Origin of the sequence: uncultured Cloacibacillus sp., from assembly GCF_963926575.1 — a bacterium.
Classification (GTDB): domain Bacteria; phylum Synergistota; class Synergistia; order Synergistales; family Synergistaceae; genus Caccocola; species Caccocola faecigallinarum.
In genome coordinates, this window is sequence record NZ_CAWUXW010000001.1 from 207,096 (window position 1) to 226,454 (window position 19,359).

Below are 19,359 nucleotides of genomic sequence, written 5' to 3' on the forward strand. Positions count from 1 at the left end.
ATAAACGATGCATAAAATAATGGACTTCAGAAGCGACACCGTAACGCGCCCCTCGGAGGAGATGCGCAAGGTCATAGCGAGCGCCGCCGTCGGCGACGACATCTACGGGGACGACCCGTCGTCGAACGCACTCTGCGAATACGCGGCGGAGATAACCGGAAAAGAGGCGGCGATATACGCCTGCTCCGGCACGATGGGCAACCTGCTCGCCTTCGTCGCGGCGGGACGCCAGGGCGAAAGCGTCCTCGCGGGCAAGCGCTCGCACGTATGGTGCTCCGAGGTCGGAGGCCTATCCGCGATAGCTGGCCTCTGCCCCTACCCGCTCAACGACGACAGCGGCATCCCCGCGCCCGAGGAGCTCGCGCCCGCGAACAGGGCCGACGGCGACATACACCACCCCGAGACGACCATGCTCGCGCTCGAAAACACGCACAACTACACGGGCGGCATAGCGGTCTCGCCTGAGCGCTTCGCGCGCACGGCCCGCGAAGGCCGCCGCCTCGGCTTCCACGTCCACCTCGACGGCGCGCGCATCTTCAACGCCGCGGTCAAGTACGGCGTCGAGGTCAGCGAATTTACGAAAGAGGTCGACTCCGTGCAGTTCTGCCTCTCGAAGGGGCTCGGCGCGCCGCTCGGCTCGATGCTCTGCGGCTCGCACGAATTTATAGAAAAGGCGAAGAAATGGCGCAAGCGCCTCGGCGGCGCGCAGCGCCAGGTCGGCATAGCCGCGGCGGCGGGCCTTTACGCGCTCAAGAACAACATCGCGCGCCTCGCCGAGGACCACGAGAACGCGAAGCTGCTCGCCGATCTGCTGCGCAGGGCCGGAATCGCCGTCGAGGATACGCCCGACATGACGAACATGGTATTCTTCCCGCTCGGAGAGGGCGACGTGAGCGACGCGGAGTTTGAAAAACGCTGCCTAGACAAGGGCATGCTCATCCACATGGTCTCGCCGCGCCGCGCGCGCTTCGTGACGCACATGGACGTCGACCGCGAGGACGTGGAGCGCGCCGCCGCGATTGTAGCCGAGGTAATCCGGGCGTGACGGGATTTCTTTCACACGAAGAGGTAGAGGCGCTCGCCGCGCACGCGCTGGACGCCGCGCTGCGCGGCGGCGCGAGCGGCGCGGACGTGCTATACAGCGAGGGCTGCGCCAACGGCCTCACGCTCAAGGACGGCGAGATAGAAGAATCCACAAGCGGCTCCTCCGCCGGCCTCGGCGTGCGCACGATACTCGCGGACGGCCGCCAGGGCATAGCCTACGGCAACAGGCTCGACCGCGGCTCCGTCGATTCGCTCATCGAATGGAGCCTCCACAACGCACGCGCCTCGCAGCCCGAGGAGGGCGTCATGCTCTACGACGGGCCGCTCGTCCGCTGCCCCGAGCTCGAGGCCGAGGACGAAAAAATACGCGAGATAACGCCGAAGCAGCGCATGGAATACTGCGCGCAGATGACGGAAGTGGCGAAAAGCGCAGACGCGCGCATAATATCCGTGCGCTCGGCGGCGTGGCGCGACGGCTGGGGCGCGTCGTTCTTCGCGACTACGAAAGGGCTCTCCGGCTGGGAGCAGGGCTCCAGCGCCAACTGCGGCGTCGTCGTCCTAGCGCAGTCCGGCGAGTTCACTGAGATGGGCGGCTACGGAATGGACGCGCTGCGCCTCTGCGAGCTCGACGCGGCGAAATGCGCGCGCACGGCGGTAAAGCAGACCGTCGCCGCGCTCGGCGGCACGCAGCTTGAAACGGGAACCTACACGATAGTCATAGACCCCGACGCGGCGGTGCCGCTCGTCGACGCGATAGGCGGCCTCTTCTGCGCCTCGGACGTCCACCGCGGGCGCTCGCTGATGAAGGGGCGCATAGGCGACATCGTCGCCTCGCCGTGCGTGAACCTCACCGACGACGGGCGCGTGCCGTGGAAGGCCGGCAGCTCCTCGTGGGACTCCGAGGGCGTGCCGACCTCGCGCACGGAGCTCATAAAGGGCGGCGTCGCCTCGGCCTTCCTCTACAACCTCCAGTACGCCGCGAAGGACGGCGTGAGGTCCACAGGCAACTGCTCGCGCGGCATGTCCTCCCTGCCCGACGTGGGGACGACGAACCTCATCTTCGAGCCCGGGACGGAGAGCCCGCAGTCGCTGCTCTCGCGCGTCGGCAGCGGCATGTACGTCACGGAGTTCATGGGGCTGCACACGATAGACCCCGTCAGCGGCGACTTCTCGATAGGAGCCAAGGGCCACAGGATAATAAACGGTGAAATCACGACGCCCGTCAGCGGCGTCACAATCGCATCGAACCTTCTTGAATTCATGAAAAACATCGCGGCGGCGGGAAACGACCTCACGTACTCCTACGCGACCGCCGCGCCGACGTTGGTGGTAGATAATGTTGTCATCGCTGGGAAATAAGACGAAACGGATAATCCTGCTCGCGCTCTCCGCGCTGCTGCTCTGCGCGCTCCCCGCCTTCGCGGCGGAGAAGATAGAGCTCTGGAACGGGGACATACGCAAGGGCAGCGTCAGCGTCCGCATGAACGGCACGCTGCGCGAGATGGCGGTGGACGAAGTGGTCTCCGCGCTCGGCTTCGCGCCGAAGAACGACGGCACCTCGCTCGTCGTCACGATGGGCGGCAAAAAGATAGAGTTCTGGAACGGCTCGAACATCGTGCGCGCCGCCGGGACGATAATCAGCTTCCCGACGCCGGTCGTCACGAAGGACGGGCACTGGTGGGGCGAGGGGCGCTCGTTGCTCTCCGCCTTCGACAGCTTCTACAAGGCGATAGGCCAGAAGGCGGCCTTCCGCTGGGGCGACACGAAAACCGTCGCCGCAGCTCAGCCAGCGCCCCAAAAGCAGCCCGCGCCCAAAATCCAGCCGAAACAGAGCGCGCCCGTGAAAAAGCCGGCGCAGCCCGCCAAGCCGAAGCCAAAGGCCGAGACGCCGAAGGCGGAGCCGAAGCAGGAAGCGCAGGCGCCCGCCAAGGCCGCGGCCCCCGCGCCCAAGCCGCGCGCCGGACGCAAGCCGATAGTCGTCATCGACGCTGGCCACGGCGGACACGACCCGGGAGCCGTCGCGAACAAAATACGCGAGAAGGACATCAACCTCCGAGCCGCGACGCAGCTTGCGAAGATACTCAAAGAAAAGGGCGTCGACGCGCGCCTCACGCGCAGCACGGACGTCTACCTCAAGCTCGCGGAGCGCACCGCCTTCGCGAACAAGAACAACGCCGACGTGTTCATCAGCCTCCACTGCAACTCCATGCCCAAGGGCAAGAGCGGCGTCGCGGGCTTTGAAATCTACATCATGGCCCTTCCCTCCGACAAGGACGCAATGAACCTCGCCATCGTCGAAAACCGTGAAATCTCCGGCGACGCGCACAGCGCCGCGGAAATCCAGAAAGCCGACAAGAAAACGCAGCTTCTGCTCAAAATACTCGGCGACATGCAGCAGAACGACAAGATAGGCGCGAGCACGGAGCTGACGGAAGTCCTGCACGCGAACGCCAAAAAGTCCGGCCTGCCGATGCGCAAGGTCGCGCAGGCGCCCTTCTTCGTCCTGCGCGGAGCGGGCATGCCCGCGGTCCTCGTCGAGATGGGCTACCTGACGAACGCCGCCGAGGCGAAGCGGCTCAACACCGCGGCCTACCGCGAGAAGATGTGCCGCAGCCTCGCCGAGGGCATAATCACCTTCATCGAGACGCACCGCGGACGCTGACGCGAAAGCTGAAGCCGGCCCGCGCGGACGAGACGCGCGGGCCGTTTTTATCATATAATACGAAATTACAGAAAAACGCTTCACCGTCATTGGAGGACGAGCAATGAGAGATCCGGAAGAAAGACAGCGCCACTTCGTGATACGCGATAAAAAAGAAGAAAATTACGACCAGCCCGCGGTGCGCCGCCGCGGACTGATGCGCGAGGAAGACGAAGAGCGCGAGGAACAGGAAGAAAAGCCGCGCCGTCCGCGCGCGCGCCGCACGCTGCGCGAACGCGAAATGGAAGAGGAAGAAGAGGTCCGCTCGCTGCGCGGCAGCCGCAAGCGCAAAACGATGAAGCGCGCGGAAATCGACGACGAAGAGGACTACGAGGACGACGAAGAGCAGCGCCCGCGCGCGCCGAAAATCGTCCGCATATTCGCGTGGATAGCGCTCGTCGTCATACTCTTCACCTGCGGCTACGTCGCGACCAACTACTTCTTCGCATGGTCGGACAAGCAGGGCGGCGAACGCATCGGCAGCGTCTACGGAAGCGGCGCGGAAGTCGCCGAGACCGCGGCGGAGCAGGAGCCCGCGCCGTCGAACGCGCAGTACAGCATTTACGTGCCGGACGGCCAGTCCTTCCAGACGCGCGCCATAGAGCTCAAGCCCGGCGCGACGCGCGAGGACGACATACAGAGGGTTCTGTCGATGTACATAGACAGCCTCAAGGAGACGAAGGCGATGGACCCCGCCGTCTCCGTGACGAACGTCTTCCAGAGCGGCGAATGGCTCTACGTCGACATGACGGCGGCCTTCCAGAGCTCGATAAAGAAGCTCGGCAAAGACAAAGCCGCGCAGGCGCTCAACGGCATGCTCAACACGATGCGCGACAACTTCCCGCCCGTCAAAAAAATAAAGTTCTACGTCAACTCGAAAGAAATAACGGAAAAGACGCCAGTCGACCTCACGACGGCGTGGACGGAGGGACGCTAGCATGGAGACGCTCCGCACAGACGGGCGCGCCTGCGACATGCTGCGCCCGATAATTCTCGAACGCGCCGTCAACCGCTACGCCGAGGGCTCGGCCCTCATCCGCTGGGGCAATACGCACGTCCTCTGCACCGCGTCGGTAGACGACAAAGTGCCGCCCTTCCTCCGCGGCTCGGGCAACGGCTGGATAACGGCGGAATACGCGATGCTCCCGCGCTCGACGCAGAGCCGCATGCAGCGCGAGATAAGCCGCGGAAAGCGCGACGCGCGCGGCAGCGAGATACAGCGGCTCATAGGCCGCTCGCTGCGCGCCGCAGTAGACATGACGCGCCTCGGCGAGCGCACGATAACGATAGACTGCGACGTTCTGCAGGCCGACGGCGGCACGAGGACAGCGTCGATATCCGCGGGCTTCGTCGCGCTCTTCGACGCGCTGCGCAGAATGTGCGCCGACGGCAAAATTTCCGAAATCCCGCTCAAAAACCAGATAGCTGCCGTCAGCGTAGGCAAATGCCGCGGCGTTCCGCTGCTCGACCTCTGCTACGAAGAGGACTCCACCGCCGAGGTCGACGCCAACGTCGTCATGACGGGGCGCGGCGAGATAGTCGAGCTCCAGGGCACGGGTGAGGGCGCGACCTTCTCGCGCGCCGAGCTCGCGCAGATGCTCGACCTAGCGGAGCTCGGGATAGCGGAAATCCGCCGCCGGCAGACAGAAGTTCTCGAACTGACGGAAGACGAGCGGAGGCTGTTTGAAACATGCGCATAGTATTCGCGAGCGGCAACCGCGGCAAATACCGCGAGATGAAGGCGCAGCTCGAGCCGATCGGCGTAGAGCTGCTCTTCGGCGGAGACATGGAAGGGCCGCACGAAATAGAAGAAACAGGCGAAACCTACGCGGACAACGCGCTCATCAAGGCGCGCGCGTGGGCCGAAGCGACGGGCCTCCCCGCGCTCGCCGACGACAGCGGCCTCGAGGCCGAGGCTCTCGGCGGACTGCCCGGCGTACATTCCGCGCGCATCGTAGAGGGCAGCGACGCGGACAGAACGCGCTGGCTGCTCGGCGAGCTTGCGGACAAAGAGGACATGCGCGGACGCTTCGCCTGCGCGATAGCCGTCGTCATGCCCGGCGGGCGCGAGCCGCTCGTCGTGACGCGCTACTGCCCCGGCGTCATAATCCGCGAGCCGCGCGGCGAGTCCGGCTTCGGCTACGACCCCGTCTTCATCCCCGACGGCTTCGACAAAACCTTCGCCGAGCTCGGCGACGAGACAAAAAATAAAATTTCTCACCGCGCGCTCGCCGTCAAAGGTATAGCCGAAATGCTCAGAGCTGTGATAGAATAGTATGCTGTACGCAGTGTGTAACCGCGAAGTCACGACAAAGCAAAGGCTTTGTCTTTGAGTATAAAATTTTTGGAGGTGTAGTTTGTGAGAATCCTTTTGGGAGTCATACACATCCTCGTCTGCGTCGCCCTGATAGCCGTCGTAATGATGCAGAAGAGAAAGACGGGCGGATTCACCGGAGCATTCGGCGGCGGCGGCACGCAGGCCGATATGAGCGGAACCTGGCAGCGCATGAGCGGCCTCACGAAGATAACCGCCGGCCTCATGGCGGCCTTCATGATCATCTCGATCATCCAGGTCCTCGTCAGATAACAAAGCGGACTTAAACGCGCACTCCGCGCCGCGTTCCGAAGCCGTCCCCCACAGCCGGCGAAGGAGCGTTTCCGACAGCGGGCGGGCCTGAGTTACGGCGGGCGCGCAGCGGCGGGCGGATAGGGCCGGAAGCGCTTTGAGCGATAAATAATTACGAACAACCACGTCTTCTAAGGAGGAAGATCCATGATAGGCACTCGTTCCTACATGGCCAAGGGCGAAGAAGTAGAGCGCAAGTGGTATCTCATCGACGCCACCGACAAGCATCTTGGCCGTCTCGCAGTACAGGTAGCCCGCATCCTTTCGGGCAAGCACAAGCCCACATACACCCCGCACGTCGACACCGGCGACTTCGTCGTAGTCATCAACGCGGACAAGGTCGGACTCACCGGCAAGAAACTCATCCAGTCCAAAATACGCCGCCACACGGGACACCCCGGCGGCCTCAAGACGCTCAGCTACAAAGAAGTCCTCGAGCGCCGTCCCGAGCAGCTCATCGAGCGCGTCGTCTGGGGCATGCTCCCGAAGACGAAGCTCGGCCGCGACATGTACCGCAAGCTCAAGGTCTACGCCGGACCGGCGCATCCGCACGCGGCTCAGAAGCCCGAGCAGATAGACTAAGGAGAGGGGTGGAATAAAATGGCAGAGAAAAAATCGGCTTTCCTCTGGGGCACAGGCAGAAGAAAGAACGCGATAGCCCGCGTCCGCATATGCGAAGGAACGGGACAGTTCCTCATCAACAACCGTGAAGTGAAGGACTACCTCCCGCGCTTCTACTGGTCGTCGATGGCCGTCCAGCCGCTCGCGGTTGCCGGCGTCGAAGGCAAAATCGACGTATTCGTCAACGCCCACGGCGGCGGACTCACCGGACAGGCCGGAGCCATCCGCCTCGGCGTCGCCCGCGCGATACTCAAAATGTATCCCAACGCGCGACCCGCGCTCAAAAAAGCCGGCTTCCTCACGCGCGACCCGCGCATGGTCGAACGCAAGAAGGTCGGACTCAAAGGCGCCCGCGCCAACAAGCAGTTCTCCAAGCGTTAATCCGCCCGAGAGATACGAAAACACCACAGCCGCCGCTTCGCACGAAGCGGCGGCTGTTTTCTTTATATAAAAAGATTCCCGGTAAGCTTCTTTAGGAGCCATCCGGGAAAGTGGTGCGATTGGCGGACTTTCGAGCTCGTTTAGAGCTGTCGGTAATATGCTCTTATGGACTGGGACAAACTACCGACTTGCGCAGAGTCCTAAGACCTAAACACTAAATTCAGCCCTCAAATAAGAGAACTGTCCTATGACAAAAACGTATCAAATTTAGTTTCTTGCCCCACACAGGTTATCCCAATTTCTCCCACACCCTCCGGTGGTGGCTGTTACGGTTTCTTCAGAGACAACAGTGATTTTCAATTTCTCCATTAGTGTGCACCTCCTTTTGGCTCATATATTATCATAATTCTCGATGTTTTTTCACCCATTCTGTTATGATTTTGGCTAGTTCACATCTACTTCCATTTTTACTATTTAAATAGTTTCCGTTTTCAATAAGGTTATTCCCTGCACAGATCTCTGAGCAATATTTGCAATATTCATGCTTCATGCAATCTGTAAAATCGCGAATCTTGGTTTGCAGCCACTGCCGAAGAATCGGCGACTCTCTGATTTGGGGCAATTCCGAATAATGGCATATGTGTAAACGGAAACTAACACAAGGATAAATTTCACCATCTGCGCTACAGTATAATCTATATTTACCTGCTCCACAAGGGAAATCGTCCGCATTTAATGTTTTCAGATGCCCTATATCTATATAGCGCTCTGGGTTGGCATAAAAAACTTTTTTGATAGCTTCTAATGAAGCTTGGTGAATCAAAGGATCACAATCACCATTAATCTTTCCACAAAGGGAAAAATCCAATCTGCAATCACGACCATAGTTTAACTTTCTAGACAATGCTCGTATTTGCTCTGTACGTTCAATATTTTCAGCCATCAGGACAGATTTAATTTCAAAAGGTATATTGTATTTTTTTAGCAAAGCAACTCCGCTCATAGTTTTTGCAAAAGAACCTTTAACTGTCGTAATCTTATCATGTATTTCCGGTTCGTCTCCGTAAATGCTAATGCTAACTGTTTTTACACGGTACTTGCTAAGGTGCTGGACAATATCTTCCGTTAACAATATTCCATTTGTAAAAATTACTGATAAAATATTTTTGTCTGAAATATATTCTAAAATTTCAAAAAAATCATCCCGGAGCAAACATTCGCCACCGCTTAGGGTGACCACAAAGGCACCAAGATCATATACCTTATCGATGAGACTTTTAACTTCTTCTGTACTTAGTTCATTTGAATAATCATAACATTCAAACGGATGGTAACAATGAATGCATCTTTCATTACAACGATTTGTTAAATCAATATGAAAATAATAGTATAGTCCATGTTCATGAAGCACTTTCAAGAAAAGGTCCAGGTCACGTCTATGTTCTGTATCTAAATTGTTACTTATCTCTTTCCCAATATCCCTATTTTGAGGTGGTGTACTAGAGGAATTGTAGAATCCAAAATTGACGAGTTTATCTGAGAAAGCACGAACATCAGTTTCTGCCAACTCGTTTTTTAGCATCCATTGCTTAAGTTCAGAATATTGCTCTCCTACAAGTAACTGCAGTAACTCAACTGATAAACCCTCTAAGAACATGAATTGTCTTGTTTGTGTGTTAAAGGCAATAGCTCTTGTTTGTGTTTTCAAGTCATATATGCGAAAAGCAATAGAACTAGCGAGTTTCAAATATTTTATCTCCTTTTGTGCATAAATATAAAAAATTTGATTTAAAATTAAACATCAAGGAAGAAAAATAAGCAGAGAAGAATGAGTCGTTTTTATAGTGCATACACATCCTATTCTCTGACAGAAGTGATCCCCTCTATACTATATTTTATTGCTTATGCTGTTTATAGGGATACTCTCCTGCATTTGAAAACCTAATATTTCTTTTTCTGGTATTATAACATAGTCTATTGTGACAATATATAAACACTTATTCTAAAATATAGTTATTGATGAAAATATCCTGTATCTAGATAGAACATATTCTCTAGTAAATTACTGTAGTTGTCGTTTCTTTAGCAAGTAAGTGTGCACTGCGACAGTTGCTTTGTATCGGAGGCGCTTCTTTTCCCGTTGTGCAGAGTGTCGAAATCATAACCACCAGCTAAGTGAGTGTTCAGCGCCGCTTTGCTGGAAGCGACGGCTTTTTACGCATCTTCTCCATTATTGCGCCTGTCCGATGAAATAGAAGCCGTTCGACGTATGCCCGTTCATCGTTGTGAAGGTCAGGCGGCTGTATTCGAGTTCTTCGAAGGCGCAGAGGAACGCTTTGATCCGTTTTTCGTCGTGGTGACGGCAGACGGCGCCCTCCGGGAGTTCGAAGACGCCGTATTCGCCGTACTTGTTTTTGAATTTTTCGTAGCGCGCTGTGTTGCGTTCGTCTGTGTTGAGCAGGAAGTCGTTGACGTAGAGGATTCCGCCGGGGCGGAGGACGCGGCGGATTTCTGTTATCATGCGCTCCTGCTCCGCGTTTGAGCTGACGCAGGTGAGCACGGCGAATAGGATGACTGCGTCTACGCTTGCGTCGGGCATGTCTATTTGCTCCGCGCTGCGCTTCACGCGCAAATCAAGGTGTGGGTATGCCGCGCGCCCGCGTTCTATCATCGCTTCGGAAAAGTCTATGCCTATGAGGCCGCGCCAGCCCGCGCGGTACAGCTCGTCGAGCGTGCGCCCGTAGCCGCAGCCGACGTCGAGCACGAGAGCGTCGCGCGGCACGTATTTTTCAAAGGCTTCGAGCTGAAAAGGCGTCGTGAATTCTTTATCGGCCGCGGCTTTGTTCCAGTAGTCTTTCTGGTTCATGTTTTCTTCTCCGTCTCAATTTATCAAATTTCCGACAAGTTTAGTCTATCGGTTATGACTCTTTCGAACATCAGAAATTTGCGCGTCTCGCCTATATCTTCGTAGTACATCTCGGTTTCTCCCGCGATTTGGAAGCCGCGGGAGAGGTAGAGTTTGTGCGCGATTGTGTTCTCGACGAGGCAGTCGAGGCGTATCGCCTTTTGTCCCCTAGTGCGCGCGGTTTCGGCTGCGTGTTCGACGAGACGGCCCGCGTATCCCCTGCCGCAGTATTTCGGCGCGACACGCAGCGCGTGGAGCACGGAGGCATGTTCTTTGTCCGCGTCCGCGCGCCACGGCACGGCGTCGTAGGCGGGGTCGCATTCGTTGTTCATTATGTATGCGGCGGCGATTTCGCTGTTTTCTTCACCGACGTACAGGCAGGAATTTTTTATCGCCTCCGTCACCATTTCGAGCGACGGGAATCCGCCTTTGTTGCCGTTCGGCAGGAAGTCCTTCGACGCGAGCTCGTGGCACATCATTTCGTAGAAGGCCATGACATCGTCTAGTTCTTCTATTTTTGCCTCGCGTATTATCATTTTTATCCGCCTCCGTTCTTTTGTATGGCGTTATGATAGCAGAGCCGGCGCGCTGAGTGTACGAAAAAGCCCCGGGGCTTTCGCCTCGGGGCTCGGTTTTGCTTTTCCGCGTGAATCGCCGGATGGCTTAGAAGCTTTCCTGCGCGTTTCTAGCTATGATCTCTTCCTGCTGGTAGTTGTCGAGGTCTACGAAGTAGTCGCTGTAGCCCGCGACGCGGACGAGGAGGCCGCGGTAGTTGTCGGGGTGCGCCTGGGCGTCGCGCAGGGTCGCTTCGTCGACGACGTTGAACTGGATGTGGTGTCCGCCGAGTTTGAAGTAGGCGCGGATGAGGTTCTTGACGCCTTCGATCCCCTCTTCACCTGCGAGGACGGAGGGCAGGAAGCGCTGGTTGAGCAGCGTTCCGCCGGATTTGACCTGGTCCATCTTGCCGAGCGACTTGACGACCGCGGTCGGGCCGTGGCGGTCTGCGCCGTGGCTCGGGCTGGTGCCGTCGGACTCCGGCATTCCGCTGAAGCGTCCGTTCGGCGTCGCGGCGAGTTTCTGCCCGAAGTAGTTGTGGCAGGTCGTCGAGAGCATGTTGAGGTGGTAGGTCGGGCCGAGGATGCTGTGCTTGCCGTCGATGGTCTTGAAGAGGCTGTCGTAGACCCTTCTCATTATGTCGTCGGCGTAGTCGTCGTCGTTGCCGAAGAAGGGCGTCTTGTTCCAGAGGGTGAGGCGCATGGCTTCGTGTCCTTCCCAGTTGTCCTTCATCGCGGCGACGAGTTCCACAAGCGTGTATGTGCCTTCGTCGTAGACGTGCTTCTTTATAGCGGAGAGGCTGTCGGTGATGGTGCCGATGCCGCAGCACTGGATGTAGTCGCTGTTGTAGCGCGGGCCGCCGTTGTAGTAGTCCTTACCCTTCTCGATGCAGTCGCGGATGACGCAGGAGAGGTAGGTCGCCGCCATGTTGGTCGCGTACTGGTAGCGGAGGTAGTTGTCGACGCCGATTTTCGTGTCGACGACGTAGGCCATCTGTTTCTCGAAGGCCGCGTAGAGGTCGTCGAACGTCTTGAACTCGGAGAGCTCGCCGGTCTTGATGCTGACCTGTTTGCCGGTGAGCATGTCTACGCCGTTCGTGAGAGCGTATTCGAGGAGCTTCGGCGTGTTGAGGTAGCCGTGGAGCAGGTAGGCTTCCTTGCCGGAGCAGCCGGTTTCGATGCAGCCGCTGGTGCCGCCTTCGCGCGCGTCTTCAAGCGTCTTGCCTACGCGCATCTGTTCCTGGATTACCATGTCGGCGTTGAAGACCGACGGATAGCCCATGCCGTTGCGGAAGACTCTCGCCGCGGCGCGGATGACGTTGTCGGGCGTGCGCTCGCTGACCTGGATGTTGCCCTGCGGCTGGAGCAGGCGCAGCTCGTTGAAGAGTTCGAGGCAGATGTAGGTGACTTCGTTGGAGCCGTCGGTGCCGTCGCGCTTCAGTCCCGCGAGGTTGATGTTCGTGAAGTCGTTATAGGTGCCGCTTTCCTTCGCCGTTACTCCGACTTTCGGCGGGGCCGGCGTGTTGTTGACCTTGATGAAGAGGCAGGCGAGCAGTTCTTTAGCCTGGTCGCGCGTGAGCGTGCCGTCTGCCAGTCCCTTCGCGTAGAACGGCGCGAGGTGCTGGTCGAGGTGTCCGGGGCTCATGGCGTCCCAGCCGTTGAGTTCCGTGATGGTCGCGAGGTGTACGAACCAGTACATCTGGACGGCCTCCCAGAAGTCGCGCGGCGCGTGTGCGGGGACCCAGCGGCAGACGTCGGCTATCTTGAGAAGCTCGGCCTTGCGGGTCTCGTCCTTCTCTTCGGCCGCCATCTTCTCGGCGAGGTCGGCGTGACGCTCGGCGAAGATGATGACCGCGTCGCAGGAGATGTCCATGCCCTGGAGCTGCTCGTCCTTGGCAGTCGCTTCGGGGTCGTTGATGAAGTCGAGCTTCGCGCGGGCTTCGGCGATGTCCTTCTTCATGTCGAGAGCGCCCTTCTGATAGATGAGGTTGTCCAGCGAGGTGTGGCCGAGCGCGCGCTGTTCGCCGAATTCGGTGAAGGTGCCCGCCTCATAAAGGAGGTTCCATGCCTCAGGCATACGCTCGAAGAGCTTGTCTCTCATGCAGCGTCCGCGCCAGTAGGGCTCGACTTCCTTCTCGTAGATGTCCATGTCGGCGCTCGAAACGGTGTAGTTCTGCTGCGCGCGCGTCGTGAGCACTTCAAAGTCGTGGCGCGAGTGGCAGGTGAGCTCGGGGAATGTCGATACGGCCTTCGGGAAGGGGCCGCGCTCTCCGACGATGAGCTCGTCCTTGCCGATGTAGAGCGTCTTGTTCTCACAGAGGTGCTTGAAGTTCGCGCCGCGCAGTACGGGCATCGGAAGCTTGCCTTCGTTCTCGCGGTAGAACTCGGTCTCGAGCAGAGCTCTTTCGATGGAAATGCAGGGATGCTGGTCGAAGCTGGCGTCGCGAAGCCTCTTCACGCGCTCGCTCGACGGAGCGGCGGCCTTCTGGACCTCGTCGCTCATCTGACCGCAGCAGCAGGGTGTTTTGATGTTTTCAGCCATTGTTGTTACCTCCTCGCAGAATTTCAGTTCTTTGGATTTGTTTCTAAATTTTATGGGACTTCCGGCGGCCTATCCGCCGATGTGTACCTTCAGCCCGTAGCTTTCGAGTATCTCCGCCGCGTGACGCGTCTGGTTTTCCGTCGGCGGCATGAGGTCGTTGAGCTTGTACTCCATATGCCAACGCTCGTGCTTGCCCTTCGCGACGGTGTGATAGGGCAGGATGTTGACGCCGACGACGCCGCGCAGCGGCGCGACGAACTTTCCTATCGCGCGCATATTTTCGTCGGAGCTGTTGAGCCCCGGCATGAACGGGATGCGTACGTTGATGTTCGCGCCGGCTTCGGAAATAGCGGCGAGGTTTTCGAGAATCACGACGTTGTCGACGCCGGTGTATTTTTTATGTTCCTCGGGGTCCATGTGCTTGATGTCGTAAAGGAAAAGGTCGGTGCGCTTCGCGGCGTCGACGATGACGCGCTTCTGCGTGAAGCCGCAGGTGTCGACGCAGCGGTGATAGCCCTGCGCGCCGCAGGCGTCAAGCGCCTCGATGAGGAACTCAGGCTGCATAAGCGGCTCTCCGCCCGAGAACGTCACGCCGCCGGTGCGGAAGAAGATCTCGTCCTTCTTGAGCTCAGTCATAAGCTCCTCTACCGTGTAGGGCTTTCCGCAGAGCTCGCGCGCCTCGGGCGGGCAGGCCTCGCAGCATTTTCCGCAGCCGGTGCAGAGCGCCTCGTCGGTGACGAGCGCGCCGCCGCTGACGGAAATCGCGCCCTGCGGGCAGACCTTGACGCAGGTCCCGCAGGCTATGCACTTCTCCGAACGGAAGAGCACCGTCGGCCTGACGGACTGGCTCTCCGGGTTGTGACACCACCAGCAGGCGAGCGGGCAGCCCTTAAGATGCACCGTCGTGCGCGTCCCCGGCCCGTCGTGGATGGAATATTTCTTGATGTCGAATATGATTCCGTGGTTACTCAAAGCTCACGTTCCCCTCCTCCGAAATGTCCAGCTCCACATGCTTCGCGAAGTAGTAGCGGCGTATGAAGCGTTCCTGCACCGAGAAGGACCAGTGTACGTCGCGGACGTAGTCCGCCGCTCCGTTGAAGTCGTGGTCGCGCAGCAGCTTTATCATCGCCGCGTGCTCGTCGAGCGAATGTACCTCCCACTCCTTCACGAAGGTCTTGTTCCTCGGGAAGTCGTAGAGGCGCTCCTTGCGTATCTTTATCGCGTGGAGCATCTCCGCGTTGTCGAGCATGTCGAGATAGACGTTGTGGAACCGCAGGTTCGCCTCGTAGAAGACGGAGAAATTGTTGTGGTCCAGAGCCTTCCTCATCTGCTGGTTGTATTTCTCCATCATGTCGGCGTCGCCGTCGCGGAACCTCACGGCTACGAGCAGCAGCGCCGCCGACTCGAGCGCGCCGAGGATTTCGTAAATATTGCGTATCTTCTCCAGCGTCAGCGAGTTCACAACGACCCCCCGGCGCGGGAAAATGGTGACGAACCCCTCGGACTCGAGCTGAAAGAGCGCGTCGCGCAGAGGCGTGCGGCTCATGCCGAGCTCGCGGCTGATGTCGTTGAGGTTGAGAAAAGCCCCCGGCCGCAGCCTGCCTTCGTTCATCTGTACGCGAAGATAGTCGTAGACCTGTTCCTTCAGCGATTTTAGCGTGAAGTGCGATTCGCACGTCATAAAATTCTTCCCCTCTCGCATTATAATTGTAGCACAGATATATCAGTTTGCCAATCTGTCCGCGGTTCACTGCGCGATGCTCGCGCCTCGGACATCTGCCAACTCTGTAATATCAAGCGTTTTTTAGCTTTTGTGCCTTCTGCGCCGTGATATTTTTCTAATAATTCTCTCCGGCCTTTGTAAAACGGCGCAAATTCCGTGCGCCTATTATAATTCTAATACCAAAGGCGCGGAAACATCTCAAAGAAAGGGATTACAGCTTTGCGAAAAAAGGTTATACTTTACAAATCGGGGAAAATTCCGTTCCTTCGCAGGGACGTCGACCGAAAGACCATGAAAGGGGAATTCCGATGAGAATACAGACGTTCAAACTCGAAAGACAGTTCGCGCTCTACAAGGCCAAGGCCAAGTACATGCTGAGCCAGACTTCGTGCGAAGGATGCTCGATGCAGGAGATCCTCGACATGGCCGACGCCGAATGCCGGCAGCTCTGGGACAATCTCAGCCTCGGCTACACGAAGCCCGAAGGCTTCCTCCCGCTGCGCGAGGCCATCTCGGCGCGCTACTCGTCGATACGTCCCTCCGACATTCTCGAGCTCGCGCCCGAGGAGGGTATCTTCATCTTTATGAACAACATGCTCGAGCCCGGCGACGAGGTCATCGTCATGCACCCGACGCTCCCATCGCTCTACGAGCTTCCGCGCGCGCTAGGCTGCACGGTAATCAAATGGCCGCTCGAGGTTACGAGCTGGGGCTGGCGGCTCGACGTGAACTTCCTGGTCGAGAACATCTCGCCGAAGACGAAGCTCCTCATCATGAACATTCCGAACAACCCGACGGGCTTCATTCCCGTCCGCGCAGAGCTCGACAGGATACTGAACATCGCGGACCGCAACGGGACGTGGATATTCAACGAAGAGACCTACCGCGGCATGGAACACGACCCCGGCGCGGCGCTTCCGTCGCTCGCCGACATATATCCGCGCGCGACCGTCGTCGGCGGCCTCAACAAATACGGGCTGCCCGGCACGCGCATCGGCTGGCTCGCGACGAAGAACCGCCAGATACTCAACGACTGCGCCGCCTTCAAGGACTACACGACGCTCTGCAACAACGCGCCCGGCGAGGTGCTCGCCACGATAGCGATGCGCAACGCGCCCGACCTCCTGAAGCGCAACCACGACATAGTTCTTGAAAATCTCGCGATAGCGGAGTCCTTCTTCCGCAAGCACCGCGACCTCTTCCAGTGGATACAGCCGAACGGAGGCGCGACGGCCTTCCCGAGGCTTCTGCCGCCCTACGACGTTACGGAGATGTGCGAGCGCGCCATGGCCGAGAAGCAGCTTCTTATAATAGGAGAGCGCGCCTTCGGCCTCGACACGAACCACTTCCGCGTCGGCCTCGGCCGCCTCGACTTCAAGGAGGCGCTCGCCGTATTCGCGGAACTCGCGGAAGAAGTACAGAACGAAGCGACAGGCAAAAATTAACGCCGCGCGGACGCCCGCGCGCGTTATAAGACTTATATAAAAAAGGAAATCAAATCAGGAGTGATGCAACTATGCGCTATTCAGACAGAATTTTGAAGACGCCCTCGTCCTTCATCAGAGACATACTCAAGGTCACAGAAGACCCGTCGGTCATCTCGTTCGCGGGCGGACTTCCGAACCCGATATCGTTCCCGCAGGAGGCTCTCAAGGAGTCCGCGTGCAGGATAATAGACGAGTTCCACGGCAAGGTCTTCCAGTACTCGACGACCAACGGCTACGCGCCGCTGCGCCAGTACATCGCGGACAAGTACAACAAGAACTTCGGCCTCAACTACACCGCCGACAACGTCCTCATCACGACCGGCTCGCAGCAGGCGCTCGACCTCATGGCGAAAATCCTGCTCAACAAGGGCGACGGCGTAATCATCGAAGAGCCAGGCTACCTCGGCGCGATACAGGCCTTTATGATGTTCGAGCCGGAGTTCTACCCCGTCACGCTCGAGCACGAGGGGCTCAAGCTCGACGAGCTCGAGGCGGCGCTCAAGAAGGGCGTCAAGTTCGCCTACACCGTGCCGAACTTCCAGAACCCGACGGGCCTCACCTACACGCAGGAGCGCCGCGACGCGATATGCGAGCTCTTCAACAAGTACGACACCGTACTCATCGAGGACGACCCCTACGGAGAGCTGCGCTTCAAGGGCAGCAAGCTCCCCTACATCGGCGCGGGCAAGCTCGCCCACAGCGTCATCCACGGCTCCTTCTCCAAGACCGTCACGCCCGGCATGCGCCTCGGCTTCATGCTCACGCAGGACGACGAGCTCATGCAGCACCTCATCACGGCGAAGCAGTCGAGCGACCTGCACACGAACATCTTCTCGCAGTACATGATCTACGACTACCTCGCGCACAACGAGTACCAGCAGCACGTCGACAAGATAGTCGCGCTCTACAAGGAGCAGTCCGACGCAATGCTCGCGGCGATAAAGGAATACTTCCCCGCGAACGTCAAGTACACGGAGCCCGAGGGCGGCATGTTCATCTGGGTCACGCTTCCCGAAGGAATGTCGGCGCTCAAGCTCTTCCACAAGGCAATGGAAAAGAAGGTCGCTTTCGTCCCCGGCGACCCGTTCTACGTCGGCAAGAGCGACGTCAACACCTTCCGCCTCAACTACACGAACTCGACCGACGAGGTCATCCGCGAGGGAATAAAGCGCCTCGGCGAAGTCATCAAGGAATCGATGGCGAGCCGCGAGCGTTAATAAAACGCGGAAAAGTCCGAAGCTCACGCCCCGCGCCGCAAAGCGCGGGGCTTTTTCATAAATGACGAAAGGAAGGGAGATTCGATGCTCGGGCTAAAAAGAGGCTGCGTCGCGCTCGCGCCGCACGAAGAGGCGTGGGAGGCGGAGGCGGCGCGCACTGCGGAACTCCTGCAGAAATTGCTCGGCGCGTCAGCCGCCGGCGCGGAGCACGTGGGCAGCACGGCGGTGCGCGGAATCGAGGCGAAGCCGATAATCGACATAGCCGTCGCCGCGCGTTCGCTTGATGAGATAAAGTCAAAGGCGGCGCTGCTCGGACGATACGGCTTCATATTCAGGGGCGAGGACGTTCCGGAGCAGCTTCTTTTCATAATCGAGGACGAGGCCCGCGGCGTCGTGACGCACCACATACACATAGTCGAGGCCGGCGGCGCGACGTGGCGGGACTATATCGGCCTGTGCGACTATCTGAACGCCTTCCCGCGCGAGGCCGCGCGCTACGGCGCGCTGAAGAGTGAGCTCGCGCGGCGTTTCCCGGCGGACAGAAAAAGCTACACCGCTGGGAAAGCCGCCCTCATAGCGGAGCTTCTCTCCGAAGCGCGCGAATGGAGGCGCGGGAGCGCGGCGCAGTAAAGCCGCGGCAAACGGCGGCGGCTTCGGCGAAGTTTCGCGCGCGTCAAAATTTTGTCCGCCGGCGCTATTTCGTGTACAATAGGAAGCGTCGGAGGTGCGAAGCATGACAGCCGCTCAGAACATGAACCCCAAGCTAAGAATCCTGATACCGGTCGTCCGCGGCCTTGCAAAGATACTCGGCAAGGATTACGAGGTGAACCTTCACGACGTTTCGATACCGGAGCGCTCGCTCGTGCTCTGCGAGAACGGCTACGTCACGGGACGCAGCGAGGGCGGCCCGATGACCGACTTCGGCCTGCTCATGCTCCAGTCGGAGGAATATCAGAGCCGCGAGGGCGTATTCAACTACCTCGCGAAGAACAACCGCGGCGAGCTCATCAAATGCAGCTGCATCTTCATCCGCGACGAAAACGACAAGATTATCGGCTTCCTCTGCATCAACTACGACCTGAAAAAAGCCGTGGCGGCGCAGGAGCTTATCGAAGGGCTGCTGCGCGTCGAGATGAGCGGCGCGGGCGTCGAGCCCGCCGAAGAGCCGGGCGCGCGCTTCCCCGAGCCTGTGCGCGAGTCCTTCGCACAGGACATCGACGAGGTCGTAGGAGACTCGCTCGCGCAGGTCAAGCGCCGCATAGGCAAGCCCTTCAAATATCTCACGAAGCCCGAGAAAAAAGAGGTCGTGCGCGAGCTGCACGACAAGGGCTTCTTTCTGCTCAAGGGCTCGGTCGACATACTCGCCGCCGAGATGGGCAATACGAAATTTACAATCTATTCCTACATCAGAGAGATACAAAAAAAGGACTAGCCGCCCTTTCGCCTTTCATCTCTAAGCTTCGCCGCCGAAACTCCCGCGAGCGGCAAAGCTTGTGAATTCGTGCCCGATAAATAAATTACCGTTCCTGCGCTTGACAAAGTTTTATAAATAGCTCAA

19 protein-coding genes are annotated in these 19,359 nt (G+C 58.5%); 13 read left to right on the forward strand and 6 right to left on the reverse strand.

Features of this window, described 5'->3' with window-relative positions:
* The first annotated feature begins 7 nt into the window (after positions 1–7).
* The 9 genes from ABGT66_RS00950 to rpsI all read left to right on the forward strand — a co-directional run bounded on the left by ABGT66_RS00950 (position 8) and on the right by rpsI (position 7,373).
* The gene (locus ABGT66_RS00950) at positions 8–1,045 is read left to right on the forward strand and encodes a GntG family PLP-dependent aldolase (RefSeq protein ID WP_346688200.1); all 1,038 of its coding nucleotides are present in this window, start codon (positions 8–10) and stop codon (positions 1,043–1,045) included.
* A complete protein-coding gene (locus tag ABGT66_RS00955) occupies positions 1,042–2,403 on the forward strand; it encodes a TldD/PmbA family protein (RefSeq protein WP_346688202.1) in 1,362 nt (453 codons plus the stop codon). The genes ABGT66_RS00950 and ABGT66_RS00955 overlap by 4 nt, the downstream gene beginning before the upstream one ends.
* Positions 2,381–3,706 carry an N-acetylmuramoyl-L-alanine amidase gene (locus ABGT66_RS00960; protein WP_346688204.1) on the forward strand — a complete coding sequence of 442 codons (1,326 nt, stop codon included), beginning with the start codon at positions 2,381–2,383 and terminating at the stop codon, positions 3,704–3,706. Before ABGT66_RS00955 ends, ABGT66_RS00960 begins: the two co-directional genes overlap by 23 nt.
* Before the next feature lie 103 nt (positions 3,707–3,809).
* Entirely contained in the window at positions 3,810–4,682 is an 873-nt protein-coding gene (locus ABGT66_RS00965) for a GerMN domain-containing protein (RefSeq protein WP_346688206.1), read from the forward strand.
* Position 4,683: 1 nt separating this feature from the next.
* Positions 4,684–5,445 (forward strand): ribonuclease PH, encoded by a 762-nt coding sequence (gene rph, locus ABGT66_RS00970; RefSeq protein ID WP_294193174.1) that lies wholly within the window; start codon positions 4,684–4,686, stop codon positions 5,443–5,445.
* A complete protein-coding gene (gene rdgB / locus ABGT66_RS00975) occupies positions 5,436–6,020 on the forward strand; it encodes an RdgB/HAM1 family non-canonical purine NTP pyrophosphatase (RefSeq protein WP_346688208.1) in 585 nt (194 codons plus the stop codon). The genes rph and rdgB overlap by 10 nt, the downstream gene beginning before the upstream one ends.
* Positions 6,021–6,104: 84 nt before the next feature.
* Entirely contained in the window at positions 6,105–6,332 is a 228-nt protein-coding gene (gene secG / locus ABGT66_RS00980) for a preprotein translocase subunit SecG (protein WP_300261973.1), read from the forward strand.
* A 186-nt stretch (positions 6,333–6,518) separates the two neighbouring features.
* On the forward strand, positions 6,519–6,953 hold the full coding sequence (gene rplM, locus ABGT66_RS00985; RefSeq protein ID WP_294193179.1) for a 50S ribosomal protein L13: 435 nt from the start codon (positions 6,519–6,521) through the stop codon (positions 6,951–6,953).
* 18 nt (positions 6,954–6,971) lie between these two features.
* A complete protein-coding gene (gene rpsI / locus ABGT66_RS00990; protein ID WP_087364798.1) occupies positions 6,972–7,373 on the forward strand; it encodes a 30S ribosomal protein S9 in 402 nt (133 codons plus the stop codon).
* Positions 7,374–7,773: 400 nt separating this feature from the next.
* On the opposite strand, the gene ABGT66_RS00995 is transcribed toward rpsI, so the two are convergent.
* The 6 genes from ABGT66_RS00995 to ABGT66_RS01020 all read right to left on the reverse strand — a co-directional run bounded on the left by ABGT66_RS00995 (position 7,774) and on the right by ABGT66_RS01020 (position 15,055).
* Positions 7,774–9,120, reverse strand: a complete 1,347-nt coding sequence (locus ABGT66_RS00995; RefSeq protein ID WP_346688211.1) for a radical SAM protein — start codon at positions 9,118–9,120, stop codon at positions 7,774–7,776.
* A 483-nt stretch (positions 9,121–9,603) separates the two neighbouring features.
* On the reverse strand, positions 9,604–10,239 hold the full coding sequence (locus ABGT66_RS01000) for a class I SAM-dependent methyltransferase (RefSeq protein ID WP_346688212.1): 636 nt from the start codon (positions 10,237–10,239) through the stop codon (positions 9,604–9,606).
* A gap of 23 nt (positions 10,240–10,262) precedes the next feature.
* Complete coding sequence (locus ABGT66_RS01005) at positions 10,263–10,814, reverse strand: GNAT family N-acetyltransferase (RefSeq protein ID WP_346688213.1); 552 nt, start codon at positions 10,812–10,814, stop codon at positions 10,263–10,265.
* Positions 10,815–10,941: 127 nt separating this feature from the next.
* Positions 10,942–13,374 (reverse strand): trans-4-hydroxy-L-proline dehydratase, encoded by a 2,433-nt coding sequence (gene hypD, locus ABGT66_RS01010; protein WP_346688214.1) that lies wholly within the window; start codon positions 13,372–13,374, stop codon positions 10,942–10,944.
* 69 nt (positions 13,375–13,443) lie between these two features.
* Positions 13,444–14,346, reverse strand: a complete 903-nt coding sequence (locus ABGT66_RS01015) for a glycyl-radical enzyme activating protein (protein WP_346688216.1) — start codon at positions 14,344–14,346, stop codon at positions 13,444–13,446.
* Positions 14,339–15,055: a GntR family transcriptional regulator gene (locus ABGT66_RS01020; protein WP_294193192.1), complete on the reverse strand. Its 717-nt coding sequence runs from the start codon at positions 15,053–15,055 to the stop codon at positions 14,339–14,341. Before ABGT66_RS01020 ends, ABGT66_RS01015 begins: the two co-directional genes overlap by 8 nt.
* A gap of 350 nt (positions 15,056–15,405) precedes the next feature.
* Between ABGT66_RS01020 and ABGT66_RS01025 the strand changes: the two genes are divergently transcribed.
* The 4 genes from ABGT66_RS01025 to ABGT66_RS01040 all read left to right on the forward strand — a co-directional run bounded on the left by ABGT66_RS01025 (position 15,406) and on the right by ABGT66_RS01040 (position 19,233).
* Positions 15,406–16,542, forward strand: coding sequence for an aminotransferase class I/II-fold pyridoxal phosphate-dependent enzyme (locus ABGT66_RS01025; protein WP_346688218.1), 1,137 nt, complete (start codon positions 15,406–15,408; stop codon positions 16,540–16,542).
* A 71-nt stretch (positions 16,543–16,613) separates the two neighbouring features.
* The gene (locus tag ABGT66_RS01030) at positions 16,614–17,801 is read left to right on the forward strand and encodes a PLP-dependent aminotransferase family protein (RefSeq protein WP_303150367.1); all 1,188 of its coding nucleotides are present in this window, start codon (positions 16,614–16,616) and stop codon (positions 17,799–17,801) included.
* Between the two features lie 84 nt (positions 17,802–17,885).
* Positions 17,886–18,431 carry a GrpB family protein gene (locus tag ABGT66_RS01035; protein WP_346688221.1) on the forward strand — a complete coding sequence of 182 codons (546 nt, stop codon included), beginning with the start codon at positions 17,886–17,888 and terminating at the stop codon, positions 18,429–18,431.
* 103 nt (positions 18,432–18,534) lie between these two features.
* A complete protein-coding gene (locus ABGT66_RS01040) occupies positions 18,535–19,233 on the forward strand; it encodes a PAS domain-containing protein (protein ID WP_294193200.1) in 699 nt (232 codons plus the stop codon).
* Positions 19,234–19,359: the final 126 nt, after the last annotated feature.

What these genes read in the sequence shown, in the direction of transcription:
- hypD (WP_346688214.1), bottom strand. Translation starts at nt 13,374, where the DNA reads ATGGCTGAAAACATCAAAACACCCTGCTGCTGCGGTCAGATGAGCGAC.
- ABGT66_RS01000 (WP_346688212.1), bottom strand. Translation starts at nt 10,239, where the DNA reads ATGAACCAGAAAGACTACTGGAACAAAGCCGCGGCCGATAAAGAATTC.
- rph (WP_294193174.1), top strand. Translation starts at nt 4,684, where the DNA reads ATGGAGACGCTCCGCACAGACGGGCGCGCCTGCGACATGCTGCGCCCG.
- ABGT66_RS01035 (WP_346688221.1), top strand. Translation starts at nt 17,886, where the DNA reads ATGCTCGGGCTAAAAAGAGGCTGCGTCGCGCTCGCGCCGCACGAAGAG.
- ABGT66_RS01025 (WP_346688218.1), top strand. Translation starts at nt 15,406, where the DNA reads ATGAGAATACAGACGTTCAAACTCGAAAGACAGTTCGCGCTCTACAAG.
- rpsI (WP_087364798.1), top strand. Translation starts at nt 6,972, where the DNA reads ATGGCAGAGAAAAAATCGGCTTTCCTCTGGGGCACAGGCAGAAGAAAG.
- ABGT66_RS01005 (WP_346688213.1), bottom strand. Translation starts at nt 10,814, where the DNA reads ATGATAATACGCGAGGCAAAAATAGAAGAACTAGACGATGTCATGGCC.
- ABGT66_RS00960 (WP_346688204.1), top strand. Translation starts at nt 2,381, where the DNA reads ATGTTGTCATCGCTGGGAAATAAGACGAAACGGATAATCCTGCTCGCG.
- ABGT66_RS00965 (WP_346688206.1), top strand. Translation starts at nt 3,810, where the DNA reads ATGAGAGATCCGGAAGAAAGACAGCGCCACTTCGTGATACGCGATAAA.
- rdgB (WP_346688208.1), top strand. Translation starts at nt 5,436, where the DNA reads ATGCGCATAGTATTCGCGAGCGGCAACCGCGGCAAATACCGCGAGATG.
- ABGT66_RS01020 (WP_294193192.1), bottom strand. Translation starts at nt 15,055, where the DNA reads ATGACGTGCGAATCGCACTTCACGCTAAAATCGCTGAAGGAACAGGTC.
- ABGT66_RS00950 (WP_346688200.1), top strand. Translation starts at nt 8, where the DNA reads ATGCATAAAATAATGGACTTCAGAAGCGACACCGTAACGCGCCCCTCG.
- rplM (WP_294193179.1), top strand. Translation starts at nt 6,519, where the DNA reads ATGATAGGCACTCGTTCCTACATGGCCAAGGGCGAAGAAGTAGAGCGC.
- ABGT66_RS01030 (WP_303150367.1), top strand. Translation starts at nt 16,614, where the DNA reads ATGCGCTATTCAGACAGAATTTTGAAGACGCCCTCGTCCTTCATCAGA.
- ABGT66_RS01040 (WP_294193200.1), top strand. Translation starts at nt 18,535, where the DNA reads ATGACAGCCGCTCAGAACATGAACCCCAAGCTAAGAATCCTGATACCG.